The following is a 14,285-nucleotide window of genomic DNA, read 5'->3' on the forward strand; positions in this document are numbered from 1 at the left end:
CCCCCTGCTCGTCCAGTATGGCGGCCTATCGCCCCAGTTTGTACGGTGCCGGTCGGGCGTCCGGGCCGAGCCTCGCCATGGCCCGCAGAATGTGTTTGGGCGGCAGCTGCCAGCGCAGACGTGCGGGAACGCACCGCAGCAGGGCGCCTGTGGCCCGCAGCCGGCGGGTCACGACGACGGGTCGGGGAGCCGGTCTGCCGTACAACTCGTGGGCGTACGGTGGCAGGGAGGCGTACGCCAGCTGCGCCACGCGCCGCCACAGCACCTCCCGCGCCGGGACCAGGAAGGGATGCGTCGGCGGGCGGAGGAGAAAGTCGTCCACCGCGCGCGCCTCGGGTCCCACGGCCAGTTCAGGCCGCACCTTCTCGAAGTACGCGGCCATCTCGGCCCGGCCGGCCGGTACGGCGTCCGGGTCGAGGCCCACCAGGCGGGCGCTGACGCGGTGTTCGGCGATGTACCGGTCGGCCTGGGCGTCGGTGAGCGGGTAACCGGAGCGGCGCAGGACGTGCACGTAGGAGTCGATCTCCGCGCAGTGCACCCACAGCAGCAGCTCGGGCTCGTCGACGCCGTACCGCTCCCCCGTGTCGGGGTCGCTCACCTGGAGCATGCTGTGGATCTTCCGCACCCGGGCCCCGGCCCGCTCGGCGGCCTCGCCGGTGCCGTACGTCGTGGTGCCGACGAAGTTGGCGGTGCGCATCAGCCGGCCCCAGGCGTCGCGCCGGAAGTCGGAGTTCTGCATGACGCCGCGCACGGCGCGCGGGTGCAGCGCCTGGAGGTACAGCGCGCGGACGCCGGCGACCCACATCATCGGGTCGCCGTGCGCCTGCCAGGTCACCGAGGCGGGGCCGAACAGCCCCGGGTCGGCATCGGTCATGGGGTCACCTCCGCCCTGCGACCACGATGCCACGGCCGCGGAGCGGAGCGATACCGCCGGTTACAGACTCTCGACGAACCTCCGGAACGTCTCGGCCCCCGCCCCGGTGAGCGGGGCGCCGTGCGATAAGCCGACCCCACGGACGCCCGCCGGCAGTTTCCCGAGGCTGTCCGCCCGCAGTCCGGGGTCGGCGGCGAGGGCCGCGTGACCGAGGTCGAGCCTGCCGCGGTGGAACACGGCGTCTCCCGTCAGCAGCGTGCGGCTCGGCTCGTGCCTTAGGACGATGTGCCCGGGGCTGTGCCCCGGAGTGTGGATCACCCGCAGCCCGCCGGACCCGCCGACGAGATCGCCGTCGACGAGGGTGCCGTCCGCGGCGACCGGCGTCCAGTGCAGCTTCGGCAGCCGGTCCGGGAGCCGCCCGGGCAGCCCCGAGCGCCCCTCGGGCGGGACGCCGCCGGCCTCGGCCACTCCCCTGCGCCGGGGGTGCAGCGGGCACGCGATCCTGGCGCACCTGCCCGCGCAGGAGGTGGCGGCGATCCTGTCCCGCACGGGCGACGCGGTCCGCCCCACGGAGGTGGGGCCTTACTCGCGGCCGTCCGCGCCGACGGTTTCGCGGTGTCCACGGGGGGCAACCACCTTGGGCTCAGAGGTGTCGCCGTACCCGTGCCGACGGCGGACCGACGGGGCGCGGCCTCGGTGGCGGTGTCCGGCCCGGCCGACCGCTGGACGGCGAAACGGGCCACGGCCTTCGCCGAGGTGACGGTGGACCGGTGCCCCCGGCTGTCGCTGCTGTTCGACACGACGAAGGCGCCGGGCACAGCGTGAGGGCGTGACCGGGATCGCCGACCGGCGTCCTGCGTCCGGGCCCTCCTCGCGCCGCCGCGCCAAGGGCGGTCGCGGCAGGGGACACCGCGGCCGCCGTCCGTGCGAACTATTGGTAAATCCAGCAAAATTCCCCGGTATGCACGTACATTTCCGACCATCGCTTGGAGATGTCACCGGCAGACGGGGGCAAAGGATGGGCACGGACGACCGGGTCCCGGTGACGACCGGGGTCGCACGGCTGCACGCGTCGCCCGGACTCCCCGGGCCCGGCCGGTTCGGGCTGGCGACCAACCACACCGGCGTCCTCCCCGACCTGCGCCCGGCCGCGCCCGCGCTGCTGGAGGCCGGCGTCCGGCTGGTCGCCCTGTTCGGTCCCGAGCACGGGCTGCACGGGACCGGCCAGGCGGGTGAGAGCGAGCACGCCGAGGCGGACCCCGCCACCGGCCTGCCGGTCTACGACACCTACCGGTGCAGTGGCGAGCGTCTCGACAAACTCCTGATCGACAGTGGTGTCGACGCCCTGGTGTACGACCTGCAGGACATCGGGGCCCGGTTCTACACCTACGTGTGGACCATGTTCGACCTGATGGTCTCGGCGGCCCGTACGGGCGTACGGTTCGTGGTCGCCGACCGGCCGAATCCCCTGGGTGGGCTCGTCAGCGAAGGCCCGCTGCTCGACCCGGCGTGGGCCGGCTTCCTCGGGCGCGCCCCGATCCCCGTCCGGCACGGCCTCACCTGCGGCGAACTCGCCCGGCATCTCAACGCGTCGGCCGTGCCCCAAGAGGCGGGCAGCGCAGCCGACTTGACAGTGATCGAGGCAGTCGGCTGGCAGCGCGCCATGCACGCGGAGGCCACCGGCCTGCCCTGGGTCGCGCCCTCGCCGAACATGCCGACACCCGCCACCGCCACCGTCTACCCCGGCACTTGCCTGTTCGAGGGCACGAATCTCTCGGAGGGCCGTGGTACCACGCAGCCCTTCGAGATCGTCGGGGCCCCGTACATCGACGCGCGGTTCGCGCCCTCGCTCGCCGAACTCGCCCTGCCCGGAGTGCACTTCCGTGATCTGCGGTACGTACCGACCTTCCACAAACACGCCGGGCGGCCGCTGCGCGGGGTCCAGCTCCACATCACCGACCGCGAGCTGTTCGCTCCTGTACGCACCGCCGTCGCGATGCTCGCCACGCTGCGGCGGCTGTACCCGGACGACTTCGCATGGCACATGGAGGACGGCGGCGCGGAGGGGACCGGCCACCGTCACTTCATCGACCTGCTCTGGGGGTCCGACCGGTTGCGGCACGCCCTCGATGCGGGCGACGACCCGCTGCCGCTGTGCGATCCGCCGACACCGCCCGGCCGGTGGGCCGGCGACGACGTGCTGCTCTATCCCTGAGGCCTCCCGCCCCACCGTCGCCACCCACCGCTCTGCCCGGAAGGACAACTCCGTCCCGGAAGGACAACCCCGTCGATGACCGATCGCACGACGACGACCAGATCCCGGGCCGGGATTCGTGGCTTTCGCACGGGCGACGGCCCGCAGCTGGTGGAGGCGTGGCGCCGGAGTGCGCCGGCCGACCCGATCACGCCGGACCGCTTCCGCTCCCTGGTGCTGCTCGACGCCAACTTCGATCCGGAGGGGCTCAGGGTCGCCGTCGACGGCGACCGGGTCGTCGGCGCGGCCTACGCGGTGCGCCGTCTGACGCCGATGAGCGGCACCGACCTGGAGCCGGAGCAGGGCTGGATCCCGTTCTTCTACGTCGACCCGGCCGACCGCGGACGCGGCCTCGGCCGACGGCTGCTGACCGACGCCCTCGACTGGCTGCACGGACACGGCCGTACCCGGGTGGACTTCTCCTCGTACACCCCGAACTACATCCTCCCGGGGCTGGACGTCGAGGCGTACCCGGAAGCGGCCACGCTCCTCGAGTCCCTGGGCTTTCGCACGCTGTACGAGGCGGCGGCGATGGACCGCAGCCTGGTCGGCTATCGCCTGCCGGAGGATGTCGCGTGCCGCGCGGACGAACTGACGGCGCGGGGCCACCGGTTCGCCACCCCTTCCGACGACGATCTGGTGGAACTGATCAGCCTCGCCGGGAACCACTTCAACCCGGACTGGGCGCGCGCGATCCGGGAGTGTCCGGCCGCGGGCACGCCGCTCGACCGGATCGTCGTCGCCCGGGACCCCGCGGGCCGCCTGGTCGGCTGGGCGATGCACGGCGCGTACGAGTCGGTGGACGAGCGGTTCGGCCCGTTCGGTGTGCTGGAGGAGATGCGCGGCACCGGGCTGGGCAAGGTCCTGCTCCACCTGGTCCTGGAGCGGATGCGGGCGCGGGGTGCGCACTCCGCGTGGTTCCTGTGGACCGGCGAGCGGTCCCCGGCGGGCCACCTGTACCGCACGGCCGGTTTCACCACGACCCGGGTGTTCCGTGTGCTGCGCCGGGAGGCCGCACGATGACGTCGTCGTCACGCCGCACCAGGGCCCCAGGAGGCCTGAACCGCCGTCACTTCGCGCTGGCGCTCCCCTCGGCGCTGCTCGCCGCCGGATGCGCCGCGCCGTACCGGGGCACCGGGCGTCCCGGGGATCCGATCGTGCTCACCCTGCTCTCCCACTACGCGAGCGGGGAGCTGAAGGAGGCTCTGCAGGGCCCGGTCGACGAGTGGAACGCCACGCACGACCGGGTCAAGGTAAGGACGAAGGCGGTCGAGTTCACGGACCTGCTGACCACGTTCATGGTCCGGCAGGCCGCGGGCCAGGGCGCCGACATCCTCCACCCGTACTGCCTGTGGAACGGCCAGCTCGTCCAGGCCGGCGTCCTGCGGCCCGCTCCCTCCGAGCACGCCGAGGAGATCAGGCGCGGCTACGGCGGGGCCGCGGTCGGCGCCGCGTCGGTAGGCGGCAAGGTCTACGGCTACCCCACCGAGGTGCAGACGTACGCCCTCTATTACAACAAGCGGCTGCTGCGTGAGGCCGGTCTCGCCGGACCTCCGCGCACCTGGCGGGAGCTGGAGGAGACGGCCTACCGCACGGCCAGGCGGGACCGGTACGGCAACACGCTGGTCCAGGGGTTCGGGCTGTCCACCTACGACGACTCCACCACCGTCGGCCAGACGCTCGCCCTGCTCAACGCCGCCGGCGGCAGGTTCGTCTCCGCGAACGGCAGGAGCACCGCCATCGACTCACCGGCCGGCCGGGCCGTGTTCGATCTGGAGCACCGCCTCGTCGCCAAGGGTGCGAGCGCGCCCGGCGTCAACGTCTACAAGGCGTTCGCGTCGGGGCAGGTGGCCATGGTGGTCAGCGCCGGCTGGTGGACCGTGGACCTGAAGGGCCTGATGGGCAAGGGCTACCGTGACGTGGGCGTCGCGCCCGTGCCCGTGCCCGCGGCGGGCGACAAGCGCGCCACGCTCTCCACCGGCTTCATGCTGGGCGTCAACGCGGACAGTGAACACCCCCGCGAGGCCTGGGAGTTCCTGCGCTGGCTCAACACCGAGAAGGTGGCTGCCAAGAACGCCGGGAAGGGCGCGCCAGCGACCCGGATGAGCGCGTTGCAGGTGTCGGTCGGTGCCCTGACCGGCCGTGCCGACGACATGCGGACGCTTCTCGGCGGGGGTGGCGATCCGAATCTGCGCCCGTTCCTGGACGCGCTGGCGTACGCGGTGCCGGAGCCGAACGTGCCGGGCGCGCAGCAGGCCAAGTCGCTGCTGCGCAAGAACATCGAGGCGCTGTGGACCGGTCAGCAGTCGGTCGACGAGGCGCTGCGCACCACCCGCCGTCAGGTCGATCAGGAGGTGTCGCGCTCATGGTGAACGCCCTGGCGCCGGAGACGACCGAGCGAGTGCCCGGGCCGCGCTCCGCCGGGCCCGCGGTCGACGGCCGCAGCCCGACCCGGCGGCGGCGCCGCCAGGCCGTCGTCGCCTATCTCTTCCTGGCGCCGACGCTGCTGTTCTTCGCGGTCTTCCTGATCCTGCCGCTCGGCTTCGCGCTGCTGCTGTCGACGTCCCGCTGGGCCGGGTTCGACCTCGGCGACATCGATCCGGTCGGGCTGGACAACTTCACCGCACTCCTCGCGGACGGTTCGACGTTCCTGGCGCCGATCCTCACCAACACGCTGCTGTTCGCCCTGGGCACGGTGGCCCTCGCGCTCGCCGGCTCGGTGGTCGTCGCCACCTGTATCGGCAACCTGCGGTTCCAGGGGCTGTGGCGCACGCTGTACTTCCTGCCGATCGTCACGACCGTCGTCGCCGTCGGCAACGTGTGGAAGTACATGTACGAGCCGGGCGGGCTCGTCAACGGCGTCCTCAACGCCCTCGGGCTCGCCTCGGTGCCGTTCCTCCAGGATCCGGACACCGCGCTGCCCTCCGTCGTGGTCGTACAGGCGTGGGCCTCGGTCGGCTCGGCGATCCTCATCCTGACCGCCGGGCTGAAGTCCATTCCCGAGTCGTACTACGAAGCCGCCGCACTCGACGGCGCCGGGCCCGTCACCGTCTTCCGGAAGATCACGCTGCCGCTGCTGCGACCGTCCCTGCTGTTCGTCTGCATCACCCAGTTCCTCACCGGCCTGCAGTCGTTCGCGCTGATCATCGTGATGACCAAGGGCGGGCCGGGTGACGCGACCAACGTGGCCGCGCTGGAGATGTACCGGCAGGCCTTCTCGTACGGCGACTGGGGCACCGCGAGCGCCGCGGCCTTCGTGCTGTTCGTGGTGGTCCTCGCGGTCACCCTGGCGCAGTTGTGGATCTTCCGGCGCAAGGGAGAGGACGCATGAACCGCCGCCGCTTCCCGTGGTTCTCGTATCTGGTGGTCGTGACCGGCGCCGTGCTCACGGTGGTGCCGTTCCTCGACATGGTGATGACGTCCCTCAAGGGGCCCGGCGAGTCCGGCACACTGCCGTACCGGTTCCTGCCCGAGGCGTTCGACCTGTCCAACTACCGGGCGGCGATCGACCAGCTCGATCTTCCGGTGCTCTTCCGCAACAGCGTCGTCGCGACCGCCGTCATCACCGGATCGGTGCTGCTCACGTCGTCGCTCGCGGGCTACGCCCTCGCCAAACTCCGCTTCCCCGGACGGAACTTCGTCTTCCGACTCGTGCTGTCGACGATGATGTTCCCGCCGTTCCTCTTCTTCATCCCGCACTTCCTGATCCTGGTGCACTGGCCGCTCGCGGGCGGCAACGACCTGTTCGGGCGCGGCGGCGCGGGCCTGACCGTCAGCATCGTGGCGCTCGCCATGCCCTTCCTCGTCAACGGCTTCGGGATCTTCCTGATGCGCCAGTTCATGGTCTCGATCCCGGACGAGGTCCTGGAGGCCGCGCGCATCGACGGGGCAGGCGAGTTCGCCGTGTGGTGGCGGATCGTGGTGCCGCAGACCAAGCCGGTCCTGGTCACGCTCGGGCTGCTGACCTTCGTCGACGCCTGGAACGAGTACATCTGGGCGCTGCTCGTCTCGACCGCCGACCCGGACGTGATGACCCTGCCCGTCGGCATCCAGCTCCTGCAGGACTACGTCGACCCGACCCGCACGATGCCCATCGTCATGGCCGGACTCGTCCTGAGCATCCTGCCCGTCCTGATCCTCTTCCTGCTGCTGCAGAAGTACTACATCCGAGGCGTCATGCTGAGTGGGCTCAAGTAGACAGCGGATACCGGCGAAGGTCTCATGCTGCGGCCCCCGGTTCGAGGCGATTCACAGGCGCGGGGACGGGCCTGAGCAGCACGCTCGTGACCGTGGTGGCGAGAACCAGCGCCGCCGCGATCAGCAGGCTGGTGCGCAGGCCGTGGAAGAAGCCGGCGGGCCGTGGCGTGCCAGGGAGCGCCGTTCGGGGGAGTGACCGGGCCCCTCGGGCTCCTCCCGCGCAGGTAAGTGCCGAAGGACACTGAAGGGCATGACACGTGAGCACACCTCCGACGGCGACACCGAGCTGGGGCGCTTCCTGCGCGCCCGCCGCGCTCGGCTGACGCCCGCCGAGGCCGGGCTCGCGGCGGGCTCCGGGCTGCGGCGCACACCCGGGCTGCGCCGCGAGGAGCTGGCCAGCCTCGCGGGCATCAGCGTCGACTCCTACACGCGCCTGGAACAGGGCAGGGAGAGGCATCCCAGCCCGTCCGTGGTCGACTCCCTGGCCGGCGCACTGCGACTGGAGCAGGACGAGCGCGAGCACCTGCGAAGCCTCGCCGTGCTCGCCGCGCGCAGCCCCGGCGAGCCGCGGGCCGTTCCCTCCCGCTTCGGCCGCCTCGGCGGGGCTCAGTGCCCCTCGTCCCCGGCCACGAGATCGTCGGACGGGTCGTCCAGGTCGGCTCGGCGGTCACCCGGCACACCGTCGGCGACAGCGTGGGCGTCGGCTGCATGGCCGACTCCTGCCGTGAGTGCGCCAACTGCCTGAAGGGTGAGGAGCAGTACTGCCTGAAGGGCCACACCCTGGTCTTCGGCAGCGTCGGCCGGGACGGACAGATCACCCAGGGCGGCTACTCCACGCACATCGTGGTGACCGAGGACTTCGTGCTGAGGATCCCCGACGGCCTGCCGCTCGACACCGCCTCACCCCTGCTGTGCGCGGGCATCACGACGTACTCGCCGCTGCGTCACTGGGGCGTGGGCCCCGGCAAGAAGGTCGCCGTCGTCGGCCTCGGCGGTCTGGGTCACCTCGCCGTCAAGATCGCGAAGGCGATGGGCGCCGAGGTCACCGTCCTGTCCCATCGCTCGGGAAGCAGGACGACGGCCTGCGTCTGGGCGCCGACCACCACTTCGCCACGAGCGACCCGACGACCTTCGAGAGCCTCGCCGGAAGCTTCGACGTCATCCTCAACACCATCAGCGCCAACATCGACGTCGACGCCTACCTCTCGCTGCTCGCCCTCGACGGCGCCCTGGTCAGCGTCGGCGCCCCCGGCGAACCGCTCGCGGTGAACGTGCCCTCCCTGTTCGCCAACCGGCGTTCGTACGCCGGATCGCTGTTCGGCGGCATCCTTGAGACCCAGGAGATGCTCGACTTCTGCGCCGAGCACGGCATCGGCGCAGAGATCGAGCTGATCCCGGCGGACAAGATCAACGAGGCGTTCGACCGGGTCCTCGCCTCCGACGTCCGCTACCGGTTCGTGGTGGACACCTCCTCGCTTGCCTGACGCACGAGCACGGCTCAGCCGCCGACGAGGGCGACGAGCTTGATGAAGACCAGCTGTGGATCGACAGCGAGATCCACGATCTCGTCGAGGTCCTCGACCTGGCGATCGCCGGCCAGCACGAAGAACCCGTTGGCCAGGAAGGCACGCTCGGCGATCTCGGCCTGGCGCTCCCAGTCGATGCGTCGCGCCTCGCGGAGCCGGTAGCCGTTCAGCTCCGTCTCGGCGTCGTCGGGGCGGACGAGGCCGTTGAAGCGGTCGCTCGGTCGGGCGTTGTGCCGGGCGACCTCCTCGCGGACCCGGAGCCTGATCAGCTCCCGTACGGTCATCCGCTCCGGCAGCCCGGCGACCTGCCACTCGGTGACCGGCTTGCCCGTCGCGGTCTCGTCCCGGAAGGTCACGGTGGCCATCAGGCACCTCGCTTGATCTGCATGAGGATGGTCTCGTCGGTGATCTTGGTGTCGGCGGCGAGCAGGAACGCCTTGCTGAGGATGAGGGAGAGCCGTTCGTCCTCGAACGGCAGGAACACCTTGCCGTCCCCCGCGCGCCGTGCCGGGACGATGCACAGGTAACTGTCGTCCGGTGCCATCAGGATGTTGGCCGAGCCCAGATGGATCTTGTACGTGCGCAGATCGCCCCGGACGACCAGGAAGCGGCCGTCGAGCGTGCACCGGTCGGCGATCCTCAGGCGCGGCAGGATCCGTTCCAGGACGTCGCGGCGGGCCTCGGCGCTCGCCGTCAGTGCGGCGAACCCGGCCCGCTCCCAGTAGGTGCGCACGGGTCCGCCGTCGGTCCAGTCGGGATCGGCGGCGACCGAGGTGACACCGACGAAGAGGTCCACGTCGCGCATCGCCTCGCTGAACACCAGCGGGGGCACGTCGGTGAGCGGTGCCTCGTGCCAGACTCCCTCCACCCGTCGGTGGAACCGCACCTGGTCGGTCGACGCCAGTTCGTCGTTGCCCGCCCATTCGGCCCAGCGGTGGAAGAAGCGGACCCGCCACTCCCCCGCCGCGAGGGTGCGTTCGGCTTCGTCACCGTCCCCGCCGTCCCAGGGCCCGAGCAGGTCGCTCTTCCATCCCCGGGTCCGGAACAGGGCGAACATCCTGCGGTAGTGGACGAGGTGGGCGGCGAAGCGGTTGGAGTAGACGCGGGTCTGCTCCTCGGCCGGGGTGAGCAGGTAGATCTCGCGGAACGCCTGCTTGAAGGGCTGCCGTATGCACCGCTCGGTGAGCAGGTCCCGCCAGGCCCGCACGGCGTGGGGCTCGGCGCGGAGCGGGTGCCAGAGCCGCACGGAGGCGTCGTCGGGGGCGTCGGGAAGGTGCTCGTGCGTCTCGGGCAGTACGGCCTGCCACTCGCCGGGTGCGACCTCGATCTCCCAGATCAGTCGGCGTACGAGGGTACCGGCGAGGGGGTGCCCGGCCAGCTCGGTGCGCCACCAGCCGTACGGGTGGACGGCCTCGACGGCGAAGCCGCCCTCCAACGCCCGTACGAGGGTGACCAGTTGGGCATTGACGCGTTTCACCAGCTCGCGCAGCTCCTTGACCAGGGCGGCGTGGTCGCGGCGTACCGGCGCCGGGAGGCTGCGCAGCGGACGGCTGTCCTTCTCCCAGGTCAGGGTGGCGGTCTCGGTGACCGTGACGACGGCCCGGTAGTCGCCGGCCGTGCGGCGCAGGATGCCGCCCGCGGCAGAGCCGTCGACGGATACGGTGTCGAAGTCCAGCCTCGGCAACCGCAGCGCCACGTCGGTGCGTTCGGCCAGCGCCGCATCGGCCTTCTTGAGCATCTTGTCGAGTTGCTTGGGCACCCCGGCGTGCCGGACGGTCCGGCGCACGGTGCGGATCGCGGCCACCAGCTCGGGCGTCGGGAAGTCCTGTGCGGCGCGGACGACTTCGTACAGCAGGGCCTGCGAGGGGAGTGTCTTCGCCGTCGTCGGGGCGAGGGCGACGCCGGGCAGCAGCCGCTCGAACAGCTCCGGCAGCCAGGGCTCGTCGCGCAGCAGCGCCACCCGCAGGGCCTGTCCGAGCGAGGTGATCTCCCGGTCCGTGAACGCCTTGTCCGCCCGGTAGGGGATCTCGCCCGCCCGGATCGCGTCGGTGCGGTCGGCCGCGGCTTCGAGCGCGCGCCGGGTGAAGGCCACGTAGGCGGGGTTGTCGGCCGACCGGCGCCACGTGTGCGCGAGCAGCGAGACGAACCTGTGGTCCCGGTCGATGTCGGACAGCAGCGCCCGTTCGGCCGGGGTGACGCCGGCCATGACGGCGATCTCGTCCGCGACGATGGGGCCCACGTCACGGGAGAGGCGCTCCACGACCGCGCGCAGGGTTCCGTCGCCGGCGTACCCGGCGACCGCGAGCAGTGCGTACGGCTGACGCAGGGTGTCCTTCTCCAGCCGGAACTCGACCAGGCGACGGGCCGGTTCGGACACGTCGGGCAGCGGCCCCGTGCAGGACTCCAGCGCACTCAGGCCGCGGGTGAGGTCGGCCCAGCCGGACTCCTCGCATCGCTCGACGAGTACCTCGAACATCCGGCGGCACGCGTCGGGTGTGTAACGCGGCTGCCGTTCCCTGACCGCGTCCTCGACCGCGAAACGGACCGTCGTCATCGTGTGCGCGGCCGAGGCCCTCACCTGGTAGGCGGCCACGAACAGGCTGCCGAGCTGCTCGTCGGAGACCTGCGACAGATCCGGGTTCCTGTCCTGGTCCTCAAGGGTGAAGTCCGGGTCGGTCAGCGCGCGTGTCAGCCGGGCTGCGAGGTCCATCAGGCGCCCCTCTTGATCTGGTGGAGGATCGTACGGTCGGTGATCTTGGTGTCGGCGGCGAGCAGGAACGCCTTGCTGAGGATGAGGGAGAGCCGTTCGTCCTCGAACGGCAGGAACACCTTGCCGTCGCCCGCGCGCCGTGCCGGGACGATGCACAGGTAGGCGTCGTCCGGTGCCATCAGGATGTTGGCCGAGCCCAGATGGATCTTGTACGTGCCCAGGTCTCCGCGGACGACCAGGAAGCGGCCGTCGAGCGTGCACCGGTCGGCGATCTTCAGGCGCGGCAGGATCCGCTCCAGCGCCGCGCGGCGGACCTCGGCGCTCGCCGTCAGCGCTCCGAACGTGGCCGTGCGCCAGTACCCGGCGTAGCGGTCCTCGCCCCGGTCGGCCCAGTCGGGGTCGGCGGCGATCGAGGTCACGCCCACGAACAGGTCGACGTCCCGCATCGCCTCGCTGAACACCAGCGGGGGCACCTCGGCGAGCGCAGCCTCCCGCCATTGGCGGCCGTTCCGCCGCTCGAAGCGGACCTGGTCCGTCGCGGCGTGCTCGGGTGCGTAACCGCCGTCGTCGTCCGCTGCGGGCTCGTGGTGGAAGCAGGCCCGCCACGCGCCGTCGCCGAACTCGGCCCGCGCCAGGCCGTCGTAGCCGCCGTCGTACCGGCCGAGGAAGTTGGCCTGCCAGCCGCGCTCCTTGAACAGCGCGTAGAGCTGCCGGTAGTGGACGATGTGGGCGGCGAACCGGTTGGAGTAGCCGCCGGTCTCCTCCTCCGCCGGGGTGAGCAGGTAGATCTCCCGGAAGGCCTGCTTGAACGGCTGCCGCAGCCGCTCGGCGACGAGCCGCTCCCGCCACGCCCTGATGTCGCCCGTCGAGGCTCGTATCGGATGCCACAACCGCACGCGTACGGGCGCACCGGGCGGCCCCGCCGTCGGCGCCACCGCACGCCACTCGCCGTCCGCGTCCTGGAACTCCCAGATCAGACCGCGCACGAGAGCCCCGGTGACCGGATGGTCGCGGTAGTAGCGGCACCACTCGTCGTACGGCCACTGGCGCCCGGCCGACATCAACGCCTCGACGCGGGCCCGCTCCCCGGACAGCGTCCCCCGCACCTCCTTGGAGAGAGCCTTCAACTCCAGGAGCTCGTCCGGGAACTCGTCCTTCACCGCCGCCGGAGCCGTACGGGACGTCCCACCGTCGGGGCGGATGAAGCTGAGCCGCACGGACGCCGCGTCCTCGATGGCCACCCGTACCCGGTATCCGCCCAACTCCCGTTCCAGCGAGCCGTCCGGCGCCAGGCCGTGGTCCGGCACGCTGCGCTCGACGAGCTGCTCCGCCGTGATGCCCTGCTTCCCGGCCGCCGTCACCAGCGCGGTGTCGAGCTGCTTGCGCAGAGCCCGGTGCCTGATCCGGGACCGCAGCCGCCACAGGCCCTCCAGCGAGGCCGGATCACCGCTCTCGGCCAGTGCGTTGATCGCCGCACCCGCGAGCTTGAGATCCTCGATCACGTCGGTTCCGGGGCCGCCGGCCCGCAGAGCGAGCGCGCCGAGATGCCGCACCGCGTCCGGGGCGCCGGTCAGCACGGCCGCCCAGACGACGCCGCGGGCCAGGTCCCCGTCGTTCTGCTGGACGAGGTAGTGGTAGTGGTAGCCGTCGTGGAACCAGGCGGTGTGCGCACCGCTTCGCCTGCTGCACAGCGGATCGTCCTCGGCCAGCGCGCGCAGGACGTCGGCCACGAGGTTCCGCGCCGACGCCGCGTCCGCGAGTTCGAGGCACGTCCGCCGCCACTTCTGCGCGGGACGCGGCCCGGACAGCCCCGCCAGGTGCCGGACGAAATCGGCCAGTTCCAGTGTCGGCGACGTGGTCGCGCGGTCGCGCAGCGGGGCTGCCCAAGGGGCGTACGGGGGGATCAACCCCTCGGGGATGTGCGCCTCGTCCACGCTCGCGAGCAGCGCACGGAGCCGTTTGACGAGCGGCCCGCGCAGGTGCGCGGGAGCATCGCCGCTCATGAGCTTCCCGTGTGCGTACCGCAGCCACGGCGCGACTGCACGGCACCCGTCGGCGTCGAGCCGCTCGGCGGCATTCAGCGCCGCCCCCAGGGCACCGGCGGACCAGAAGCCCATGTCGAACTCGGTGACACGGACCAACAGCACCGCGACCTCGTCCGGCGTCCAGCCGTCCACCCGTGAGATCACGGCTTCGATCTCGGAGTCGTACCGCCAGAATCCCGTGTCGTCGAAGCGGGAGGCCAGCACGAGGCACAGGGCCGCCGCCCTGCCCTCGTCCTCCGAACAGGCCGCAAGCAGCCCGTCGATCTCGGCCTGGGTCGCTGCGCGTATCGCCTGGATCCGCTCGAACTCCTCCGGTCCCCGCAACGCCGTGGGGGCGTCCCACCGAGGCTCCGTCCGCTGACGTTCCAGGAGATCGACAAGCCGGCGCACACGGTCGAGCGCGGCGGACCGCAGGTCGTCGAGCGAGTCGTTCCTACGGGATTCGGCCACCAAGGTGTCGTAGAGCATGGCGGGATGATGGCAGGGGGGACTGACAACGGCGCGGTCCACTGCCAGGATCTGCAGGCAGTGTGGACTGACGCCGTGTCACGGTGACGGTTCGCGCATCAGCAGGACAGTCGGCACGGTCATCGCGATCCGCACCGGCGCCGGGTGCCGAGCGCGACCGCTGTCCAGGTCACACCGGCCTTTCTGCTCTGGATGACGTGCCGATCGGGTC

The 14,285-nt window shown here is 71.6% G+C and carries 11 protein-coding genes and 2 pseudogenes; 8 read left to right on the top strand and 5 right to left on the bottom strand.

What is annotated here, in order from left to right:
• Nucleotides 1-25: 25 nt before the first annotated feature.
• A complete protein-coding gene (locus tag ACIRVH_RS16215) occupies nt 26-874 on the bottom strand; it encodes an oxygenase MpaB family protein (RefSeq protein ID WP_403953153.1) in 849 nt (282 codons plus the stop codon).
• A gap of 60 nt (nt 875-934) precedes the next feature.
• Nucleotides 935-1,423 (bottom strand): MBL fold metallo-hydrolase, encoded by a 489-nt coding sequence (locus ACIRVH_RS16220; protein WP_403953156.1) that lies wholly within the window; start codon nt 1,421-1,423, stop codon nt 935-937.
• Here ACIRVH_RS16220 and ACIRVH_RS16225 point away from each other — a divergent pair.
• The 8 genes and pseudogenes from ACIRVH_RS16225 to ACIRVH_RS16260 form a co-directional block, all read left to right on the top strand.
• Nucleotides 1,358-1,699 (top strand): IclR family transcriptional regulator C-terminal domain-containing protein, encoded by a 342-nt coding sequence (locus tag ACIRVH_RS16225; protein WP_403953158.1) that lies wholly within the window; start codon nt 1,358-1,360, stop codon nt 1,697-1,699. The two genes, ACIRVH_RS16220 and ACIRVH_RS16225, sit on opposite strands and share 66 nt — an antisense overlap.
• 193 nt (nt 1,700-1,892) lie before the next feature.
• Nucleotides 1,893-3,089 carry an exo-beta-N-acetylmuramidase NamZ domain-containing protein gene (locus ACIRVH_RS16230; protein ID WP_403953161.1) on the top strand — a complete coding sequence of 399 codons (1,197 nt, stop codon included), beginning with the start codon at nt 1,893-1,895 and terminating at the stop codon, nt 3,087-3,089.
• Nucleotides 3,090-3,164: 75 nt separating this feature from the next.
• Nucleotides 3,165-4,151, top strand: coding sequence for a GNAT family N-acetyltransferase (locus tag ACIRVH_RS16235; protein WP_403953163.1), 987 nt, complete (start codon nt 3,165-3,167; stop codon nt 4,149-4,151).
• On the top strand, nt 4,148-5,500 hold the full coding sequence (locus ACIRVH_RS16240; RefSeq protein ID WP_403953165.1) for an ABC transporter substrate-binding protein: 1,353 nt from the start codon (nt 4,148-4,150) through the stop codon (nt 5,498-5,500). Before ACIRVH_RS16235 ends, ACIRVH_RS16240 begins: the two co-directional genes overlap by 4 nt.
• A complete protein-coding gene (locus ACIRVH_RS16245; protein ID WP_403953168.1) occupies nt 5,494-6,459 on the top strand; it encodes a carbohydrate ABC transporter permease in 966 nt (321 codons plus the stop codon). Before ACIRVH_RS16240 ends, ACIRVH_RS16245 begins: the two co-directional genes overlap by 7 nt.
• On the top strand, nt 6,456-7,325 hold the full coding sequence (locus ACIRVH_RS16250) for a carbohydrate ABC transporter permease (RefSeq protein WP_403953170.1): 870 nt from the start codon (nt 6,456-6,458) through the stop codon (nt 7,323-7,325). The genes ACIRVH_RS16245 and ACIRVH_RS16250 overlap by 4 nt, the downstream gene beginning before the upstream one ends.
• Before the next feature lie 250 nt (nt 7,326-7,575).
• Nucleotides 7,576-7,839: pseudogene (locus tag ACIRVH_RS16255) on the top strand (helix-turn-helix domain-containing protein); the annotation flags it as partial.
• A gap of 89 nt (nt 7,840-7,928) precedes the next feature.
• Nucleotides 7,929-8,809: pseudogene (locus ACIRVH_RS16260) on the top strand (NAD(P)-dependent alcohol dehydrogenase); the annotation flags it as partial.
• A 14-nt stretch (nt 8,810-8,823) separates the two neighbouring features.
• On the opposite strand, the gene ACIRVH_RS16265 reads toward ACIRVH_RS16260, so the two are convergent.
• The 3 genes from ACIRVH_RS16265 to ACIRVH_RS16275 are packed head-to-tail and all read right to left on the bottom strand — an operon-like array spanning nt 8,824 to nt 14,074.
• A complete protein-coding gene (locus ACIRVH_RS16265; RefSeq protein ID WP_403953173.1) occupies nt 8,824-9,216 on the bottom strand; it encodes a hypothetical protein in 393 nt (130 codons plus the stop codon).
• On the bottom strand, nt 9,216-11,561 hold the full coding sequence (locus ACIRVH_RS16270) for a DUF4132 domain-containing protein (RefSeq protein WP_403953176.1): 2,346 nt from the start codon (nt 11,559-11,561) through the stop codon (nt 9,216-9,218). Before ACIRVH_RS16270 ends, ACIRVH_RS16265 begins: the two co-directional genes overlap by 1 nt.
• Nucleotides 11,561-14,074 carry a DUF4132 domain-containing protein gene (locus tag ACIRVH_RS16275; protein WP_403953179.1) on the bottom strand — a complete coding sequence of 838 codons (2,514 nt, stop codon included), beginning with the start codon at nt 14,072-14,074 and terminating at the stop codon, nt 11,561-11,563. The genes ACIRVH_RS16270 and ACIRVH_RS16275 overlap by 1 nt, the downstream gene beginning before the upstream one ends.
• Between the last annotated feature and the right edge of the window lie 211 nt (nt 14,075-14,285).

Origin of the sequence: Streptomyces sp. NPDC101165 (assembly GCF_044768135.1) — a bacterium.
Classification (GTDB): domain Bacteria; phylum Actinomycetota; class Actinomycetes; order Streptomycetales; family Streptomycetaceae; genus Streptomyces.